Genomic DNA, 18,874 nt, shown 5'->3' with positions numbered 1-18,874 from the left:
TTTCTTATTTGTCCGCTTAGCGGGCTGTTCGATCAGCCAGCGTTGCAGAAGTAGCTGCGGCCGTCGTAGCCACGGAAGGTGCCGTTGTCAGGGTTGAACGAGCGGTAACGCTGCGAGCAGTAACGGTACCAGGACGGGGTCCAGGGCTCGAGCGAGCCGTAACCGCCGCCGTAGTTGTCGACGACCACGGGACGCGGGCGATAGACGGGGCGCGGACGGTAGACCGGGCGCGGCTCATAGTAATCGGGTTCCGGGTCGACGTAGACGCGTTCGCTGTAGCGTGGCTGCGAGGCGATCGCGCCACCGATGATCACGCCGGTCGCCAGACCAAGTGCGCCGAGTGCAACGGCGTCACCGTTGTCATGGTGCCGGTGGCGGTTCCAATCACCAGCCTCAGCCGTGCTGAGGGTCGGGAGAACCGAGGCGGCGGCGATGACCGAGAGAACCGTCGCTTTGATGAACTTGTTCATGGCTTCAATCCTGTGCATGGACCGGAGTGGTTCCGGCCTTCATGATGAAAGAAGGTTAACCGCGCCAAACTGAACGGGGCCTGAACAAAAAAAACCCGGCATCGCTGCCGGGCTTCAACTTGAATCTTTCAGCAGTATCCGGTGTTAGCCGGAGACCTGCAGGTTGACCGCCTTCGGGCCTTTGCCGCGGCGATCCGGTTCGGTGTCGAAGCTTACCTTCTGATTTTCCGACAGGCCGTTCAGGCCGGAAGCCTGGACAGCAGAGATGTGTACGAAGATATCCGCACCACCGTTGTCAGGCTTGATGAAACCAAAGCCCTTGTCGGTGTTGAAGAATTTTACAGTGCCAGTTTCGGCCATGCGTCAGGTCCTTTTCTCTCCACCCGTTTGACGGACGGGTAGCATTGCAGTTTGCCCGGTTGGGCGTTGGGCAGGCAGTTCTCGATATTTGAGGAAAGGTTCCTGTTACCGCAGCCAGCCATCGGAAAGGTTGCAAAAAGCGTCCCCCCAGTCTGGCCACCCGGAGTTTTTGCGTCTCCGGCCCGCTTTTATTTCAAGATCTTCCCGTGCTCGTAGATTGCCCGAACAGAGTAAGATTGATGGGTTTATTTTGAATTGGCAAGCAAAACTTTTTAGAAGTGGTATTGCGTCTTGCCATTGCTCAAAAATCGATCAGTTGCGGTTTTTTCAGGTGATATCTAGGGTGCATCGCAAGCTGTTGAAATCACAGCTTTTTGAACGAATGTATCGAGAAGTTGAGTGGTTTGCGCCCAATTTTGCCGCAAGAGTCGTGACCGCCATCGGCGCGCTGTGCGCAGCATAAATTCGCAACTGACTGATATGTTTGAAGCTTCTTGCTGTCGCGCTGCCCCGACTCGCGTCTTCAGTCTTCTCTGCAGAAAACATGCAAGTAATAATGGAAAAATTCTGCGGCGCGCGGAAGCCCTTCAAAGTCAAGCAACAGCTTTCTAGGTGGGAGCAGCAACAAGTAACGCAGCAGTTCAGTACCCGTCAAATTCAACGGTTATAGTTCTGCCTATCTCCCGACCAGGGCGTGTCTCGCCTTAGGCGGGAGCCTGCGCGCGCCGGTTCCTTGTCAGCTCCGGCACGAGTTCGACCACCAGCATTGCCGCAAAAATGATGGCGCAGCCGACATAGCCGATGGGCGTGATGATTTCTCCAAGCAAAAGCACGCCGAACAAGGCTGCAAACAGCGCCTCGCTCGACAGGAAGATCGCTGCCTGCGGTGCCGTGGTATAGCGCTGGCCGACGACCTGGCAGATGAAGGCGACACCGCTGGAGAAGATACCGGCATAGAGTATTTCCGGCAGCGCGCCCTTGATCGCCTCCATGCTCAAGGGTTCACTTGCCAAAGCGACGGCACAGGACAGCACGGCCACGACGGCGAACTGCGTCAGGGATAGCATCATCGGTCGGCCGCTGCCGGCTGCGAAAATGCCGACCAGCATCATCTGCAGTGCCCAGAAGAGCGCGCACACAATGGTCAGATAGTCACCGCCGGTCAGGCTCGACAGCGCCCCGCCGCTCAGCAGGAAGATGCCGAACAGCGCCATCAGTGCGCCGGGCCAGATGATCCAGTGCGGCTTGCGGCGGAGGAAGATCACCGTCAGCACCGGAACGAAAACGACATAAAGGCCGGTCAGAAAACCGGAATTGGTGACGCTGGTGGTCAGCAGCCCATATTGCTGGGTGACTGCGCCGGCGAAAAGCGCAAGTCCGACAAACGCGAAATTGCGCACTGTCGTGCCGGTCAAAGGCTGCGGTGCCCGCCGGGTTTCGACGATGGCAAGCGGTAGCGCGACCAGCGTTGCGATCGCAAAACGCAATGTGATGAACCAGAGCGGGCCGATCGCCTGCATCGCCGTCGATTGGGCGACGAAACCGGCACCCCAGATGGCACCGGAAAACAGCAGGAACAGATTGGCCTGAACGCGGGTCATGATTGCATCTCCTCAGATGCATCGCCGTCTATCAGTTGCGATTTTTCCGGGCAAGGCTCATCGTTGCTGACCGGGCTGCGCGAGATGCCGGAAACGCCCGCGATGACGGGGAGGGGGAAATGGGCGACAGCGGCTATTCCGGAACACCGCTTGTCGGCAAGCTGGGCTTAAGGGACGGCCAGTCGGCGTTGTTGCTTTGCGTTCCCGATAACCTCAACGACATCGCCGGCTTTCCCGGGTTCGCCATCTGCGACACCGCCATCGACGGCCCGGCCTTACGCAGGCACGACTACATACACGTCTTCGCCGTGGAGAGGGCAGATTTGGAGGCCTCGGCGATGCGTCTTTCCGCAAGTCTGAAGCCTGACGGCATGATGTGGATCTCGTGGCCGAAGCGTGCGTCGAAGGTACCGACGACGCTGACGGAGGACGTCTTGCGTGAGATCTTCCTGCCGCTCGGGCTTGTCGATACCAAGGTCTGTGCCGTCGACGCGGTCTGGTCCGGCCTGAAGTTCATGTTCCGCAAAAATGTTCGCGCCGGCCTGTGAGGTCGAGGCTCTTACTGCGTCGGCGCCTTGGAGACCCTGAGCAGCGCGCCATCCTCTTCGTCGGTGACCATCAGCAGCGCGCCATCAGGCGCCACGATGACATCGCGGATGCGGCCGAACTCGCCGTCGAACAGCCGCTCTTCGGCGATGACTGCGCCGGTGTCGTCCCGTTCCAGCCGGGCGAGCAGCTGATACTTCAACGCTGCGACCAGCAGGCTGCCGTCCCACTCCGGAAACATCTTGCCGCGGTAGACCGCAAGCGCGCCCGGCGCAATCGAGGGGTCCCAATAGTAGAGCGGCTGGTCGAAGCCGTCCTTTGCCGTGCCTTCGCCGATCTCGGCACCGGAATAGTCCTTGCCGTAGGTGATCACTGGCCAGCCGTAGTTGTGCCCGGGCTGCGGGTTGTTGATCTCGTCGCCGCCGCGCGCGCCGTGTTCGACGGTCAGAAGCGTGCCGTCCTTCGGATCGGTGGCGATCCCTTGGGGATTGCGATGCCCCTTCGACCAGATTTCCGGTAGGCCCTCGGTGCCGCCGCGATAGGGGTTGGCGGCGGGAATGCTGCCATCCGGGTTGATGTGCAGGATGGCGCCGGCATGATCGTGCAGATCCTGGGCGCGGTCTCGATCGCCGCGGTCACCGATGCCGAAGAACAGGCTGCCATCAGGCGCGAACGCGATGCGTGAGCCGAAATGCTGGCCCTTGCGGGTCAGCCTGTTCATTCGGAAGAGTTCCTTGATATCGGTCAGGCTCTTGTCATCAACCGCCAATGTCGCCCTTACCAGCGCCGTGCCAAAGCCGCCGTCGCCATTGGCCGCAAGCGTCAGGTAGAGCGTGCGGCTGGTGGCAAAGTCGGGGGCGAGCGCAATGTCGAGCAGGCCGCCCTGACCCTGTTCTGCCACTTCAGGCACGCCCGTCAGCGGTGCCGAGGCCTTGCCGTCGCGGATGATGCGCAGCCGGCCGGCACGCTCGCTGACGATGTAGCCGCCATCCGGCAGGACTTCGACCGACCAGGGGTGTTCGAGCCCGGCGGCCAGCGTCTCGACCAGCACGTCACCGTGCTGAGAGGGGAATTCGCGTGTTTCCTGCGCGCCGGCGGCAAATGGAGGGGCAAAGAAAGCCAGGCCAGCCAGCAGTGGCAGAACCGTCCGTTTCATCGGGGCCGTTTTCAGCCTGGATGCCTGCGCTTGCCGCATTCGATATCTCCGATCTTGCCATGCCGTTGCATGGCAAGCTGGAGCGGTCGTCCGCTTGGTTCAAGTCACATCGGATCAAAAAGGCTTTATTTCGAGATCGAGCCTGTGGTCAGCGGCACCGGATGCTGCTCGCCCACCAGTTCGGCGGTCACGATGTAGCGCATCGGTCCGGGCTCGATCGCATCGAAGGGGAAGCAGGTGGCAAGCGCCAGTTTGTGGCCGCTGGCGGCAGAATTGATGCCGCTTTGGTCCCAACGCGCGACCCGGCCCTCGCCGGCACGAAACAGAAAGCGCCGCCCGTCCTTGCGGGTCAGCACCAGGAGATCGCCTGGGGATACGTCCTTCAGCCAGCGGAAATGTGTGTCTCGGTGGGCGGCGATAACGGAGGTGCCTTCGTCGCCGGGAAGGGGAGTGTTGGCAAGCCAGGCAGGCCCGAAGGCAAGCGCCTGGCCGCTTGCTCCCTTCAGCACGATCGCCGAACGGTTGATGCGCGGCGCCGTGATTTCGGCGGTGGTTTCGAAATCGGCCCAGGGCCAGGGCTTGCCGTCGGCCTCGCCGTGCAACTGTGCCTCGAAACTCTTCTTCAACAGCACCTGGGAAACTTCGGCCTTGGCCTTCATGTAAAACCCCTTGCCGACCAGCATCAGGCCGGCAAGGGCGATCAGGGCAATGATCGCGACGACGATGGTCTCGATCGCCGAGAGACGCGCGAGGAAGCCCGGGCGTGGCCCGGGCAGGTCGTCGTCAGCGGCCATGGCGTCGAACCCCTGCGATGACGAGGGCGGCGATCTGGCCGCGCCAGAAGACGAAGGTGCTGCCGGCAACAAGCGCAAAGGCGAGCAGCATCAGGCCGATGAGGATCTGCTTGTCTGCCTCGGTCGCCGTCTGCGGCAGGTTCACCTGGTTGTTGGCCTCGGCAATCAGGCCGGCCGCGCGCGCGGTCGGCGCCGCCAGCATTCGGTCGGCGGTCACCATCGCCAGCTTCGTCTGACTTTCGGCCGAAGCCTCACGTTCGTCGACTGTCCCGTTTGGATCGGGTTTCTCACCAAAAACCTTGCCGAAGTCCCAGCCGGCCGGAAGGTTGAGCGGCACGTCGGTTTTCGTCAGGTCTGCACCGGCGGGCCGCGACGGCGTCGCATCGACGGCGACGAGGCTGGTGACGCGCGAGACCAGATGGTGGGCAAGGGCCACGGTTTCGATCTGACTGTCGAGCGATGCTGGATCGGCGATGGCAGAGGCGCTTGCCTCGAGATCATCGATCTTGCGGCGGGCCCAGAGCTTGGCGATGCCTTCGCCGGTTGCGGCCTTGGCGATATCCATCTCGACACGGAAGGGCTGGTCGCCGGCCTTGCCGACAATGCGGATCGTGCCTTCCGGTGCAGTCCCTGCGAGTTCGGCCGTCAGCACGACCGGTTCGCCGCGATAGAGATCGGGCATCGGGTTGGGCGTGATGTCGCCTGTGGCCGCACCTTCGAAGGTCGCGGAGATGTCGGTCATGACGGGGCTTTCGAGCTTGGTGAAAAGCTCGCCCATGCGGGCTGCCACCTGGCTCTCCGAACCGATCAGCGTGAAGGTGCCGCGACCGTACTCGGCGGCCTTGGTCATGAAGTGGCTGTTGGGGGCCGAACCGATGCCGACGGTGAAGACGCGGGCGTCGCCGCGGTTGCTCTGGATTTCCTGGAACAGCTGGCCTTCGTTGCCGATGGCGCCGTCGGTGAGGAACACCACCTGGCGAAGTGCCCCCGGTGCGACCGGTCCCTGCGTGCGCAGGGCCGCTTCCAGCGCCGGCAGCATTTCGGTGCCGCCATCGGCCGTCAGGCCGCGCACGAAGGCGATGGCATTCTCGCGCTTGTCGGGCGTCGCTTCGACCAGATCAGGGAAATGCACGGTCATCGTGTCGTCGAAGCGGATGACGTTGAAACGGTCCTCCGGTTTCAGCCGTGAGATCGCCAGCGCCAGGCTTTCCTTCGCCTGTTCCATCGACGGGCCGGCCATCGAGCCGGAATTGTCGATGACGAAGACCACTTCGCGCTTGACCGGCTTATCGGCCTCGGTCGCTGTGACCGGAGGGGTGACGAAGGACAGCAGATAGGTCTTGCCACCCACGGTCTCACGGAAGAGGCCGGCATAGGGGCTCTTGCCTTCGACCGCCTTCCAGCTCAGTTCGAAGTCCCGGTCGGCCGGGACGCTGCCGGCTTTCAGCGTGATCCGGCGGGTCAACTGATCGATCGTGACCGTATCGATCTCATGAAAGGCCGAGATCACCTCGCCGATCGGGAAGCCGGCCTTGAGGTTGACCGTCAGCGTCACCGGGTTGATCTTGGCGTTTTCGCGCGGGTCGAGCACCGGCGGCTCGATCTTCTGGCGATCGGGAACCGGATCGCTGACGGCATAGCCGGAGCGGCTGTCGAGATCGACGGTCTGGACGATCGGCTGCGGATTGTAGCGCGGCGCCACCACCATCGGGAAACGGAAGGTAAAGGCGTCGTTCGACTGGTGCACGCCGCTTTGATATTCGATCTGTACGACCACCGTTTCACCGGGCCCGATATTGGCGACCTGGTTGGTGAAGAGGTTTGGGCGCTGCTGTTCGAGGAGTGCGGCCTTCTTGCCCTCTGCCTTGGCCTGTTCGTAAATTTCCTTGGCGGCCTGGCGCGGCTTGATCTGGCCTTCGATGAAACGGTCGCCGATCTGCATCTTCAAGGTGTCGACAGCGGAATCATCGGGAAGCGGGAAAACATAGGTGCCTTCGACCCAGCCCTTGCTCGGGTTTTCGAACCGCTGCGTCACGCGGGTGCGCATGATCGGGCCGTTGACGTCGATCTGAACGTCGGTCGCCAGGCGCGGCGCCTCGACGAAATAGCCCGGCTCCTTCGATGGGAAGAGCAGTGCGCCGGTGCCCATGTCGTTAGGCCTGACATAGCCGGCCATCTGCTGCGGCTGCGGATTAGCCGTCTGGGCGGAGGCCTGGGTCATCAGGCCGAGGAACATCACGATGCAGGCGGCAAGCGCTGCCAGCGCCAGATACATGCCCCAGCGTGCTTCGTTTTGTCGTGTTCGTGATTCAGCGATTTCGTCGTCGAGAAACATTGCATACCCCCGTGATGCCATGCGTTCGGATCATGCGAGGAAAGGCCCGGAAACCGGCTGTTGCGGGACGGAATTGCGGCGGACCGCGACAGTTGTCGTGGCCAAATTATGGCATTCTTAAAATTGCAGAATTCCGCTGATTTTTTTGAATAAATCGCAATCAAGAACCGTTTCTGGCTGATACGTTTCGTGGTCTCTCAACCAGCGGCCATAATTCCGCTTTGGCAATGCTCGGTTGACGACTGAAAATGCCAGCTGCCTTCGGTCCTTGCCGAAGAGTGTCATACGTGTGAGGTGAAAGATGAGTGACGTCGACTACAGTGAGATTACGACTCGTCAGGAGTTTTGCGACTTCATCAGCGCGTTGCGGCTAAGCCTGCGTGACGGCTCGGAGAGCTGGGAGAACGTTAACCTGGACGATTTTCTCGAAGCGCTGGAGGCGTGGGTCAACGATATGGGGAACTACGAGCAGAGCCAGGGAAAACAGGAAGCGGTGTCCTTGACCTGGCGAGATGTCGCTCGAATGTTCCATGCAGCGGCGATCTACGAGTAGGGTGTGCGGTTCGTGGTGCGCCGTCCAGGTCATCGACAATCCTGATGACACTCATGAAACTTTGTCATGGTGACGCATTTTGCCCGCATTCGCGCGGTTTTTCAGGCTCTGGCGCTTGCAAGACCGGGCGTCTTTCGACATAGACCTAACCGCTATGGAGCCTGGCTTTTTCGTTCCGTAGCGCTCACCGCGTCTCGAAACGATCAGGACCTTTCATCATGGCCTTCCTTGCCGATGCTCTTTCCCGTGTAAAGCCTTCCGCCACCATCGCCGTTTCGCAGAAAGCCCGCGAGCTGAAAGCGAAGGGACGCGACGTGATCGGCCTTGGTGCAGGGGAGCCGGATTTCGATACGCCTGACAATATCAAGAAGGCGGCGATCGACGCGATCAACCGCGGCGAGACGAAGTACACGCCGGTTTCGGGCATTCCGGAATTGCGCGAGGCGATCGCCAAGAAGTTCAAGCGCGAGAACAACCTCGACTACACCGCCGCCCAGACGATCGTCGGCACCGGCGGAAAGCAGATTCTTTTCAACGCCTTCATGGCGACGCTCAACGCTGGCGATGAAGTCGTCATCCCGGCACCTTACTGGGTTTCCTACCCGGAGATGGTGGCGCTGTGCGGCGGCACGCCGGTGACCGTTGCGACGACGCAGGAAAACAACTTCAAGCTCCAGCCGGCTGATCTCGACAAGGCGATCACGCCGAAGACCAAGTGGTTCATCTTCAATTCGCCGTCCAACCCGTCGGGCGCTGCCTACAGCCATGCCGAACTGAAGGCGCTGACCGACGTGTTGATGAAGCATCCGCATGTCTGGGTGCTGACCGACGACATGTACGAGCACCTGACCTACGGCGACTTCAAGTTCGCAACCCCGGTCGAAGTCGAGCCCGGCCTCTATGACCGCACGCTGACGATGAACGGCGTCTCCAAGGCCTATGCCATGACCGGCTGGCGCATCGGCTACGCCGCCGGCCCGCTTCAGCTCATCAAGGCCATGGACATGATCCAGGGCCAGCAGACTTCGGGTGCGACCTCTATCGCGCAGTGGGCCGCCGTCGAGGCGCTGAACGGCACGCAGGACTTCATCCCCGAGAACAAGAGGATCTTCGAAGGTCGTCGCGATCTCGTGGTGTCGATGCTGAACCAGGCCAAGGGCATCGCGTGCCCGACGCCGGAAGGCGCCTTCTACGTCTATCCGTCCTGCGCCGGCCTGATCGGCAAGACCGCGCCTTCGGGCAAGGTGATCGAGACAGACGAAGACTTCGTCTCCGAGCTGCTCGAATCCGAAGGCGTTGCCGTCGTGCACGGCTCGGCTTTTGGCCTCGGCCCGAACTTCCGTATTTCCTACGCGACGTCGGAAACGCAGCTCGAGGAAGCCTGCCGCCGCATCCAGCGTTTCTGCGCAGCCTGCAAGTAAGTTTGAGGCACTGCAATACATAGAAAAAGCCCGCCGGCGACGGCGGGCTTTTTTGTTGGTAAAAGGATTCAAGACACGGGCAAACTGATTCAGGTCGACCGGTTAAGGCGTTGAAATCAGTTTTGAATCGGAACTTGCTCTACGCGCCCGGAACTTCGTCGTCGCCAACGACACCGCCTTCGCTTTCGAGGATGGAAAGGCGGCGGGCCTCGGAGCGGGTGAACTTCAGGCAGACGCCAATGCCACGCTCACCTTCCGGCAGGAACATGGCGCCAGCATTTTCGAGCGCATGGGTTAGCGACTGGACCACCGTGTCGGCGGGCGTCTCCAGCTTGCGCTCGAACTTCAGGATCGTATCTTCGTTGACGCCTGAAAAGCTCGCCAGCATTTCGCGCGAAATCTCGATCAGCGCCCGTGCGGCGCGGCACTGTGAACCTGTAATCATCGTCACCTCCAGTTGCAGGGAGGATGCGCGAAGGGCTGCAGCGGGTCAACTGCAAGCAAGGGCGCCGCGGCGTTTCGACCGCGGGCCCTTGCTGCGCCGTTTGTCCGAGCCGGTCTGTCGGTGATCGGCCAAGCGGACTTTTGCCCGTGCCTTGCTACCGGCTGAGGCCAGCGTCCTCTTTTCCTCTCATCGCCTCGATGATGCCGGAGATCTCGTCGCTGCCGAAGCCGCCTGCAAGACGCTTTTGCGCCAGCCTTTCGATCGGCTCCATGAATGCCGGATCGATACCCTGGCTGCGGCTCGTCGCGACAATGTTGCTGATTGCCACCGATTGCATCGCGAGGTTCGACATGACGTCGCGGGCATGATCGCCGCTGTCGATCCGCTCGGCATAGTCGGGCAGCGCCGTCATCATCGCGGCAAGCCAGGGCTCTACCAGCGGCAGGAACTGCCTTGCCGTAAAGCCGACGCTACCGGCAAGCGCTGTTGCGTGCAGATAGCCGCCGAAGAGGCCGTACATCGCCGACAGCAGAGCGAGGTCGCTGACCGCGGCAAGGATGGGGTCTTCGCCGAGATAGTGGCTCTGGCCGAAGGCAGCCAGTTGTTCCTGTGCCGTCTCGAAGGCATCGCTGCTGCCGCTATAGAGGATGAAGGCGTCCGGCGTCCCGATCATCGGTGGCGTCGCCATGATGCCGCCATCGAGATAGCGCGCGCCGTGTCCGCCTAGTCGGGTGGCGACCGCCCGGACTTCGTCCGGACGACCATTGGTGAGGTTGATGACGGTCTTGCCGGCAAGCATGGGGGCGACCTCGGCAAGCGTGGCTTCGACGGCGACGTAGTCCGTGAGGCAAAGGACGATCAGATCGCTTGCTGCGATGGCCTCACCGACCGTTTCGGCCCGGTGGGCGCCGCGGGCAACGAGAGCGTCAGCTCGCGCTGCCGTGCGGTTCCAGACGGTCGTCCGGTTGCCGGCGTCGATGAGGGCATTGGCAAGCGCCGTGCCCATCGCGCCGAGGCCGATGATGGAGATGGTCTTCAACATCTTGTTTTCCGTTTCCGCGCGTTTCAGGCCGCAGATGAGAGTTGCTGGCCGAGGCCGCCATCGACGGTCAGTCTTGCTCCGGTGGTGAACGTTGCGTCGAAGGCAAGGAACAGCACCGCGCGAGCCACTTCATCGGCTGTGCCGTTGCGGCCCATCGGCGTGATCGCATCGCCCAATGCCTTGAACTCGGCGCGCTCGGCGTCGGTGATGCCAGACACGCCCTTGGTGGGCGTATCGATGAAGCCGGGGCTGACCGAATTCACCCTTATGCCGCGCGGCAGCAGTTCGGCGGCAAAGACCGAGGCAAACGAGATCAGCGCCGCCTTGCTGCCGCTGTAGACCGCCATGCCCGGATGGCCGCCGACATCGGCGACAGACGAGGTGAAGACGATCGAGCCGCCGTCGCGGATCAGCGGCGTCAGCCGCTGGACGGTAAAGAAGGCGCCCTTGGTGTTGATGGTGAACTGGCGATCATAGGAGGCCTCCGTTACCTGATCGAAGGGCTCGAGCAGTGATGTACCGGCGTTGACGTGCAAAAGGTCGATCGAGCCCAGCTTCTGCCCGACAGTCGCCCCGAGCACGGCGATTGCGCCAAGATCGGAGATATCGGATTTGACCGCATGGACGCGTGAGCCGAAGCGCTCCTGGATCCGGGCGAGGTTGGCCTCGTTGTTGCCGGTCAAAAGCACCTCGGCGCCGCCGTCGACGAGGCGCTCGACCGTCGCCAGGCCCATGCCGTGCGTGCCGCCGATGACGACTGCTTTCTTGTTCTGATAGATACCCATCTTTTCTTCCTTCGATTTTCGGTTTCGATGAGAAAGAGATAGATTCGTGGACGATATTGCGGAAGCTCCGCGAATGTGGATGTATCGTCCACGTTTGTAGACAGCGGAGCCTGCAATGCTCAATCTCAACGACTTCATCGTCTTTGCCCATGTGGTCGACCACAAGGGGTTCGCGCCGGCGGCACGGGCGCTGAATGTGCCGAAATCGACGCTCAGCAAGCGCGTGGCCGAACTGGAAAAGACGCTTGGCGTCCGGCTGATCAACCGCACGTCGCGTCGCTTTACCGTGACGGAGATCGGCGAGGATTTCTATCGCCATGCCGCGGCGATGCTGATCGAGGCGGAAGCCGCCGAAGCCGTCGTCAAGGGGCGGCTTGCCGAGCCGAGCGGAACGGTCAGGATCACCGCTTCGGTGCCGACGGCGCAGATGATGCTGGCGGACCTCCTGCCGCCGCTGGCGCTCGCATACCCCAAGATGCGGGTGATGCTGCACGCGACCGACCGCTTCGTCGATGTCGTGCAGGAGGGGTTCGACATCGCCGTGCGCGATCACTTCGCGCCGTTACCCGATTCCGGCATGGTGCAGCGGCGGGTGGCGACGGATGCGATCCTCTTGGTGGCGTCACCGGCCTATCTGGAAAATCGCGGACACCCGCGCGACCCCAGCGACCTTTCCCGTCACGACGGCCTCCTGGTATCGTTGACCTCGGAGGGATGGACGATGCGCAACGAAGCAGGCGTGGTCGTCCGGGTTCGCCCCATGCCGCGCTTCGTGGCCGACGAATCCGATGTGCTGCTGTCGGCCGCCGTGTCAGGTCTCGGCATCACCGCGCTGCCGCGCAAGATCTGCCGGGCGGAAATCGAGGCGGGCAGGCTGGTGCGCGTGCTTGCGGACTGGGAAGCGGGCAGCGTGACGACGACGCTGTTGATGCCGCACCGGCGTGGGCAGTTGCCATCTGTGCGCGCCGTGGTCGACTTTATTGTCGCGCATGTGCCGCAAGGGTGAGGTTGGGCGGCAGTGAAGGCGCCTACTCGAAAAGTCCCGTTCGAGACAGACCCTGAGACGGCCGACACAATTAGCCCGGTTGCGGCCGGCACAAGGCCGGAATGAGGGTGGACTGAACGAGCTTCACGCTTTTTCGGCATGCCAACGGCTCGCCATCATGAAAAAGGCCCGCGCGTGGCGGGCCTTCAAAGCTTGTCTCGGTCGCGCGTTTAGCGCTCGGCCAGCGCCGGTTCGCCCTTCTTCTCGCGCACGAGGTTCATGAACCGGCGGAAAAGATAGTGGCTGTCCTGCGGGCCCGGCGAGGCTTCCGGGTGATGCTGCACCGAGAACACCGGCTTGCCGGCGACGCGCAGGCCGCAATTGGTGCCGTCGAACAGCGAAATGTGAGTCTCTTCAACGCCTTCCGGCAGCGACTTCGAATCGACCGCGAAGCCGTGGTTCATCGAGACGATTTCGACCTTGCCCGTCGTGTGATCCTTGACCGGGTGGTTGGCGCCATGGTGACCCTGGTGCATCTTTTCGGTCTTGCCGCCGAGCGCTAACGCCAGCATCTGATGGCCGAGGCAGATGCCGAACACCGGAATGTCGCTCTTCAACAGGTCCTGGATGACCGGCACGGCATACTTGCCGGTTGCCGCCGGGTCGCCCGGGCCGTTCGAGAGGAAGATGCCGTCCGGCTTCTGGGCAAGCACTTCTTCGGCGCTCGTCGTTGCCGGCATCACGGTGACGCGGGCATTGAGGCCGGTGAAGAGGCGCAGGATGTTGCGCTTGACGCCGTAGTCGAGTGCGACGACGTGATAGGCGGCCTCGGTCTCGCCGAGCGTGGAATAGCCTTCGTCCCAGACCCAGGGCTTCTCGGTCCACTGCGACGACTGGCCTGACGTGGCGACCTTGGCAAGGTCGAGGCCTTCGAGACCGCTCCAGGCCTTGGCTTCCGCCTTCAGCGTCTCGATGTCGAAGACGCCGGAGGGGTCGTGGGCGATGACGGCGTTGGGCATGCCGTTTTCGCGGATCCAGGCGGTCAATGCCCGGGTGTCGATGCCGCAAAGGCCGATGATGCCGCGAGCCTTCAGCCAGGCATCGAGGTGTTTGACGGAACGGTAGTTCGACGGTTCGGTGATGTCGGCCTTGAAGATGACGCCGACCGCGCCGTGGCGTGCTGCCGGCGTCAGGTCTTCGATGTCCTCGTCATTGGCGCCAATGTTGCCGATATGGGGAAAGGTGAAGGTGACGATCTGGCTGAGATAGGAAGGGTCCGTCAGGATTTCCTGGTAGCCGGTCAGTGCGGTGTTGAAGCAGACTTCCGCCTGCACCTTGCCGGTTGCGCCGATGCCCTTGCCTTCGATGACGGTGCCATCGGCAAGAACGAGCAGAGCGGTGGGTTTTTCAGTGGTCCATGCGGGTGTCGCGGTCATCGTTCCTATCCCGTTGTGGCGTGGAGCGCGGGGCTTGAAAGCCCGGCGGCTGATCGCCATTTCATGTGCTCAGGCATGGACGCGCGGAATCCCCGCGAAAAGTGCTCACATGCCGATGTCGTGCAGGTGCGGGAAAATAGCCAAAGCGCAAAGCCCGGTCAACCGGCCGCCGTGAATTGTCCGGAAATAAAATTCCTTATAATTCAAGCGGTTGTGTAATCCGTTTGATTGCACCTGCCACACTGGTTTAAGACGACGACAACATTGACGCATCGAACCGGTTCCGGGCATGAGCACCGCGGGCCGGCTTCGACATGGAGAAAGACATGCGCGACCAGTTCGCTGAGGTACTGAAAGAAGCCCTGAAGGCCAAGGATACGCGGCGCACCTCGACCGTGCGACTGATCCAGGCTGCAATCAAAGATCGTGATATCGCCAACCGCGGTCTCGGCAAGGATCCGGTCGGCGATGAAGAGATCCTGCAGATCCTCGCCAAGATGATCAAGCAGCGCGAGGAATCGGCCCGGATCTACGATCAGGGCGGCCGGCCGGAGCTTGCCGAGCAGGAGCGCCAGGAAATCGTCATCATCAACCAGTTCCTGCCGGCGCAGCTGCCGGAAGACAAGGTTCGCGAACTCTGTGCCTCCGTCATCCAGGAAACCGGTGCGCATGGCCTGCGCGACATGGGCAAGTGCATGAACGCTCTCAAGGAGCGCTATCCCGGCCAGATGGACTTCGCCAAGGCTTCGGGCCTGGTCAAGGACCTGCTGAAGTAATCGACAGCGCCCGCTCACCTGCAGCGGGCGCCGTTGCGGCACTGATCGTGCCGGCAAGCCTTGCATAGGCTTGGTCGATCAGCGCGAATTTCTCCGCCTGATAATCCCAATATTCCCGGATGAAGCCCTTGGACAGCCAGACGCTGCCACGCCCGGGCAGGCCATCCCACCCCATGCTGCCAAGTTCCGACGCCTTGCCGAAGATGCGCTTCAGATGCGTCTTCGAGATCATGAAGCGCTCGCTGAGATCGCTCGATGAGACGGCGCCGATATCGGCGCTTCCCGCCTCCGGATCAAACGCCGTGATGCGCGAGAAGAGGTCGTCCATGACGACGCCGCCGGAATTGACCCAGGTGAAGAGATCGAAGGTCGGCCCGGGCCGGCGCACCCGGTCGTTGCCGACGAGGGCGTGGGCGATGGCCGGCTGCAGCCGGGCAAACAGGTGAGGGGTCTGCTCGAGCGTAACCGTCCTTGTGCCGCCGTCGAGCGCGTCCAAAATCGTCAAATGGGCGTGCAGCCATTTCCAGACGTAGTCGAGGGCTGCCTCGGTCGGCTCCAGCGGCCGGGCTCGCTTGTCCGGCCGATCGGCGATATGGCGAGCAAAGCGATAGGCGACCATCTCCTGCGTGAACGAGGCGGCCGTGTTGCGGCTGGCGATCTCGTTTGTGACGATATAGTCGATGAACCGTCCGGAATAGAGACCGCTTGCCGGATCCTGCGGGTTGCGCTCGTGGTAGAGCGCGAGGCCCGACTGTGCCATCAGCCAGCGCTGCTGCGAGGCGAAGATCGAAGCCAGCCGCGGGTTTGCGCCATACATCGCGACCATGCCGCGCGCATAGCTGAGCACGGCGTTGAAGAAGCCGGCGCTGGATGCAAGTGCGTCTACGGAGAGGGCCATGATGCGGGATCCGAGGGCAGGAGGCGAATTCATCCTATCGGGCCGGACCGGAGTCAAGGTCGAGACACGGCCTGCGTGTAGAAATAAATTCTCGTTTAACGTGTGTTGATCGCGGCGCACAGCAAGCCGGGTTTACAATTGCCGTTGTCATGGCCTGTGAATTGCGGGCATGGCGATTGTGCCCTGTGGCGTCCGGCGGTCTGCCCGCTTATATGGAGGATCGACCAGAGGTATTCATGCGCTTTTCACAGACCTTTCTTGACGAGATACGCGACCGCGTGCCGATTTCGGACGTGATCGCCAAGCGCGTCAGCTGGGATCGGCGCAAGACCAATGTCTCGCGCGGCGACTACTGGGCCTGCTGCCCGTTCCATGGCGAGAAGTCGCCGAGCTTCCATTGCGAGGACCGCAAGGGCCGCTACCATTGCTTCGGCTGCGGCGTCACCGGCGATCATTTCCGTTTCCTCACCGATCTCGAAGGCCTGAGCTTCCCGGAGGCTGTGCAGCAGATCGCCGACATGGCGGGTGTTGCCATGCCGCAGCCCGACCCGCAGGCCGAGAGGCGCGAGAAAGAGCGCACCAGCCTGCTCGACGTGATGGAGCTGGCGACGCAATTCTTCGAGGATCAGCTGCAGCAGGCCAATGGCGCCAAGGCGCGCGCCTATCTGCGCGAGCGCGGGCTGACGGGCCGCACGATCGAGACCTTCCGGCTGGGATTTGCGCCCGACAGCCGCAATGCGCTGAAGGAATTTCTCGCTGGCAAGGGCATCGGCAAGGAGCAGATCGAAGCCTGTGGCCTGGTGGTGCATGGCCCCGACGTGCCTGTTTCCTACGACCGTTTCCGCGACCGCATCATGTTTCCGATCCTGTCGTCGCGCGAAAAGGTCATCGCGTTCGGCGGCCGCGCCATGTCGCCCGATGCGCCGGCGAAATATCTCAATTCCAACGAGACCGAGCTCTTCCACAAGGGCAACGTGCTTTACAACTTTGCCCGGGCGCGACGGGCGATGTCCGGAGCCAGCCGCCCCGGCGACGCCGGGCACAACGAAAATGGTGCCGCGACGATCATCGCGGTCGAAGGCTACATGGACGTGATCGCGCTGCACCAGGCGGGCGTCGAGAATGCCGTCGCACCGCTCGGAACTGCGCTCACCGAAAACCAGCTCGATTTGCTCTGGAAGATGACGTCGCAGCCCGTGCTCTGCTTCGATGGCGACGGGGCCGGCATTCGCGCCGCCAACCGCGGCGTCGATCTGGCGCTGCCGCATCTGAAGCCCGGACGCTCCGTGCGGTTTGCCATGCTGCCCGACGGCAAGGACCCGGATGACCTCGTGCGTCAGGAGGGGCGGGCGCCGTTCGATCAGGTGCTGGCCAATGCCCGTTCGCTTGCCGAGATGGTCTGGCAGCGTGAAATCCAGGGCGGTTCGTTCGACACGCCGGAAAAACGCGCCGAGCTCGAAGCGAAGCTGAAGCAGGTCACCGCCGTCATCGCCGACGAGAGCGTGCGGCGTCACTATGGCCAAGACATGCGCGACCGGCTGCACGCCTTCCTGCAGGCGGCAAGCCCCGGCCGCGGCGGCGAGCGGCGGCAGTTCGAGCGCGGCGGCCGACAGGGTGGTGGCCAGCGCGGCGGGCAGGGCGGGCGCCAGCAGAACACGTCAGGCCCGACGGCGATTTCGGATCGGTTGGCGCGCTCGTCGCTGGTCAGCGGCCAGCAGGCCGTGCCGTCGCTGCGCGAAAGCGTGCTGGCGCTGACCATCGTCAATCACCCGCAGCTGCTGTTCGACGAATACGACGAGATCTCGACCATCGAGTTCGATCACCGCGATCTGCAGCGCTGCTGGGCGGCGGTGCTCAACGCCGCTGCCTCCAACGGCCCGCGCCTGACGCGCGAGGGGTTGGTGGAGCAGCTCGACGCCGAAGGCTTTGCCCATCTGATCGCGGCGATCGACCAGCAGATCCGCTATGCCCGGCTTTGGACGGCGACCGCCGCTGCCGCACCAGAAGATGCGCGCGAAGGCTATTTGCAGGCGCTGGCGCTGCACCAGCGCTCCAAGGCGCTGCATTGGCAAAAGCGCGAACTGGAGCGGGAGTTGGCGCACGCAACGGAGGAGGGAGACCTTGACGCCGTGCCTCAACTGCTGCGCACTCTGCAGGAGGTTCAGTTCGAGGTGACCCGGCTTGAGAACCAGGAAGCGATCATCGAAGGTTTTGGCGTGCTTTCGGGCCGGGTGAAGGGGCCGGCGGCCCGGTAATATCGGCGCAGGTCGGTGTAACCGCCGAAAAGCCGTTCAGCGAGGTCGAGATCCGGTCCGATCCTGATCCGGGCAGGATCCCGATTATTCGCGCCAGTGTTCGGCCACCCATCGCGCCGGGTGGATGTAGTGGCGCAGGTGGCTGATCGGGCTCTTTTCGCGGTAGTCGCCGGTAAACAGCCGGCGAATGTGCCCAAGCGGCGTGTCCACGCGGCCGCGTTCGCCATATTGCCCGTCGATCGCATGTTGCGGCAGCAGGTTGCGAGGGAAGAGCACGACGCGCGCATCGGCCGGCAGGCGCGGTTCCAGGAAGTAATTCAGAGGAAAGACGTGGCGACAGTCCCGTCGAAAATGCAGCACCCAGCGTCTGGGATAGAGCTTCACGCCACCCGGCGCATTGCGTGTCACGAAGCGCTGCTCGAAACGATATTCGTCCGCGATAGCCTGTGGGTTGGCCCTGAACTTTTCCTGAAGCGGCACGAGCTTGCCCACAGGGAAGCGGAAAACCGAGGTTTGACCGAGGCGCTCGAAAGGCGTCGTCTGGTTTCTCGCCAGGACAACATCGTCAGGTCCCTCCATCTCGAAGAAACAGTCGAGCGATCCGACAACGACGATGTCGAGATCGAGAAAAAGGACCGGTCCCTTGAGATTGCCGAGATTAGGTCCCCACAGTCGCGATTTCTGCCAGATGCCCGGCGTCTTTGTGGGCATGTTCTCAATGTCGAGCGGCGGCAGATCCTCGCAGAGAATTTCGCCGCGCAGTCCGTCGCGATTGTCGGTAAAACAGGTGAAGGTGAAGGGTGGGGTGATGTTGCGCGCCACCATGGCATAGAGCCGGTTTATAAACGGAACGCCGTATTTCGTACCCCAGTTGATGCAGATCACTTGCTTGACGCCGCCGCTTGCCGCCAGAATGTTCGCCATGATGCCCTTCCGGTTATATCGGTTCCCTAAAGTACCGATGCATCAATAAGGCCGCGCTGTCAAAAGCGCCAATCCCCGACCGAAAACGCCTG

18 protein-coding genes are annotated in these 18,874 nt (G+C 62.3%); 6 read left to right on the top strand and 12 right to left on the bottom strand.

The annotated features are described in order from the left end of the window. Positions 1–32: 32 nt before the first annotated feature. From AC1Q80_RS12605 to AC1Q80_RS12595, 3 genes are all read right to left on the bottom strand, one after another. Positions 33–470, bottom strand: a complete 438-nt coding sequence (locus AC1Q80_RS12605) for a BA14K family protein (protein ID WP_173420783.1) — start codon at positions 468–470, stop codon at positions 33–35. Between the two features lie 144 nt (positions 471–614). Next, positions 615–830: a cold-shock protein gene (locus tag AC1Q80_RS12600; RefSeq protein ID WP_077504822.1), complete on the bottom strand. Its 216-nt coding sequence runs from the start codon at positions 828–830 to the stop codon at positions 615–617. Between the two features lie 704 nt (positions 831–1,534). After that, positions 1,535–2,431, bottom strand: coding sequence for a DMT family transporter (locus AC1Q80_RS12595; protein ID WP_492360632.1), 897 nt, complete (start codon positions 2,429–2,431; stop codon positions 1,535–1,537). Between the two features lie 119 nt (positions 2,432–2,550). Here AC1Q80_RS12595 and AC1Q80_RS12590 point away from each other — a divergent pair, with 119 nt between their 5' ends. Continuing rightward, positions 2,551–2,979 (top strand): hypothetical protein, encoded by a 429-nt coding sequence (locus tag AC1Q80_RS12590; RefSeq protein WP_492360631.1) that lies wholly within the window; start codon positions 2,551–2,553, stop codon positions 2,977–2,979. Positions 2,980–2,990: 11 nt separating this feature from the next. Here the strand turns inward: AC1Q80_RS12590 and AC1Q80_RS12585 are convergent, their stop codons facing one another. The 3 genes from AC1Q80_RS12585 to AC1Q80_RS12575 all read right to left on the bottom strand — a co-directional run bounded on the left by AC1Q80_RS12585 (position 2,991) and on the right by AC1Q80_RS12575 (position 7,262). After that, positions 2,991–4,133 carry a PQQ-dependent sugar dehydrogenase gene (locus AC1Q80_RS12585; protein ID WP_492360630.1) on the bottom strand — a complete coding sequence of 381 codons (1,143 nt, stop codon included), beginning with the start codon at positions 4,131–4,133 and terminating at the stop codon, positions 2,991–2,993. Between the two features lie 125 nt (positions 4,134–4,258). Further along, on the bottom strand, positions 4,259–4,927 hold the full coding sequence (locus tag AC1Q80_RS12580; protein WP_209790950.1) for a class GN sortase: 669 nt from the start codon (positions 4,925–4,927) through the stop codon (positions 4,259–4,261). Next, the gene (locus AC1Q80_RS12575; RefSeq protein WP_492360629.1) at positions 4,917–7,262 is read right to left on the bottom strand and encodes a marine proteobacterial sortase target protein; all 2,346 of its coding nucleotides are present in this window, start codon (positions 7,260–7,262) and stop codon (positions 4,917–4,919) included. Before AC1Q80_RS12575 ends, AC1Q80_RS12580 begins: the two co-directional genes overlap by 11 nt. 301 nt (positions 7,263–7,563) lie before the next feature. Here AC1Q80_RS12575 and AC1Q80_RS12570 point away from each other — a divergent pair, with 301 nt between their 5' ends. Continuing rightward, positions 7,564–7,815 (top strand): DUF7660 family protein, encoded by a 252-nt coding sequence (locus AC1Q80_RS12570; RefSeq protein WP_492360628.1) that lies wholly within the window; start codon positions 7,564–7,566, stop codon positions 7,813–7,815. Positions 7,816–8,033: 218 nt separating this feature from the next. Continuing rightward, positions 8,034–9,236 carry a pyridoxal phosphate-dependent aminotransferase gene (locus tag AC1Q80_RS12565; RefSeq protein ID WP_492360627.1) on the top strand — a complete coding sequence of 401 codons (1,203 nt, stop codon included), beginning with the start codon at positions 8,034–8,036 and terminating at the stop codon, positions 9,234–9,236. 139 nt (positions 9,237–9,375) lie between these two features. Here AC1Q80_RS12565 and AC1Q80_RS12560 read toward each other — a convergent pair whose 3' ends face one another. The 3 genes from AC1Q80_RS12560 to AC1Q80_RS12550 form a co-directional block, all read right to left on the bottom strand. Continuing rightward, entirely contained in the window at positions 9,376–9,681 is a 306-nt protein-coding gene (locus tag AC1Q80_RS12560) for a helix-turn-helix domain-containing protein (protein ID WP_173420776.1), read from the bottom strand. A 154-nt stretch (positions 9,682–9,835) separates the two neighbouring features. After that, positions 9,836–10,723 carry an NAD(P)-dependent oxidoreductase gene (locus AC1Q80_RS12555; protein ID WP_492360626.1) on the bottom strand — a complete coding sequence of 296 codons (888 nt, stop codon included), beginning with the start codon at positions 10,721–10,723 and terminating at the stop codon, positions 9,836–9,838. A gap of 23 nt (positions 10,724–10,746) precedes the next feature. Further along, complete coding sequence (locus tag AC1Q80_RS12550) at positions 10,747–11,508, bottom strand: SDR family oxidoreductase (protein ID WP_209790948.1); 762 nt, start codon at positions 11,506–11,508, stop codon at positions 10,747–10,749. A gap of 115 nt (positions 11,509–11,623) precedes the next feature. Between AC1Q80_RS12550 and AC1Q80_RS12545 the strand changes: the two genes are divergently transcribed. Continuing rightward, a complete protein-coding gene (locus tag AC1Q80_RS12545; RefSeq protein ID WP_492360625.1) occupies positions 11,624–12,514 on the top strand; it encodes a LysR substrate-binding domain-containing protein in 891 nt (296 codons plus the stop codon). Positions 12,515–12,723: 209 nt separating this feature from the next. On the opposite strand, the gene carA is transcribed toward AC1Q80_RS12545, so the two are convergent. After that, positions 12,724–13,929: a glutamine-hydrolyzing carbamoyl-phosphate synthase small subunit gene (gene carA, locus AC1Q80_RS12540; protein WP_173420772.1), complete on the bottom strand. Its 1,206-nt coding sequence runs from the start codon at positions 13,927–13,929 to the stop codon at positions 12,724–12,726. A 326-nt stretch (positions 13,930–14,255) separates the two neighbouring features. On the opposite strand from carA, the gene AC1Q80_RS12535 reads away from it, so the two are divergent. Beyond that, complete coding sequence (locus AC1Q80_RS12535) at positions 14,256–14,705, top strand: GatB/YqeY domain-containing protein (protein ID WP_173420771.1); 450 nt, start codon at positions 14,256–14,258, stop codon at positions 14,703–14,705. On the opposite strand, the gene AC1Q80_RS12530 is transcribed toward AC1Q80_RS12535, so the two are convergent. Beyond that, on the bottom strand, positions 14,686–15,603 hold the full coding sequence (locus AC1Q80_RS12530) for a hypothetical protein (RefSeq protein WP_492360624.1): 918 nt from the start codon (positions 15,601–15,603) through the stop codon (positions 14,686–14,688). The two genes, AC1Q80_RS12535 and AC1Q80_RS12530, sit on opposite strands and share 20 nt — an antisense overlap. 236 nt (positions 15,604–15,839) lie before the next feature. On the opposite strand from AC1Q80_RS12530, the gene dnaG reads away from it, so the two are divergent. After that, on the top strand, positions 15,840–17,858 hold the full coding sequence (dnaG, locus tag AC1Q80_RS12525; RefSeq protein WP_492360623.1) for a DNA primase: 2,019 nt from the start codon (positions 15,840–15,842) through the stop codon (positions 17,856–17,858). Between the two features lie 84 nt (positions 17,859–17,942). Here the strand turns inward: dnaG and AC1Q80_RS12520 are convergent, their stop codons facing one another. Next, on the bottom strand, positions 17,943–18,782 hold the full coding sequence (locus tag AC1Q80_RS12520) for a glycosyl transferase (protein ID WP_492360622.1): 840 nt from the start codon (positions 18,780–18,782) through the stop codon (positions 17,943–17,945). Between the last annotated feature and the right edge of the window lie 92 nt (positions 18,783–18,874).

It is taken from the genome of Ensifer sp. GW823-FHT05D09 (assembly GCF_058795755.1).
This window is presented reverse-complemented; position numbering and strand designations above follow the sequence as displayed.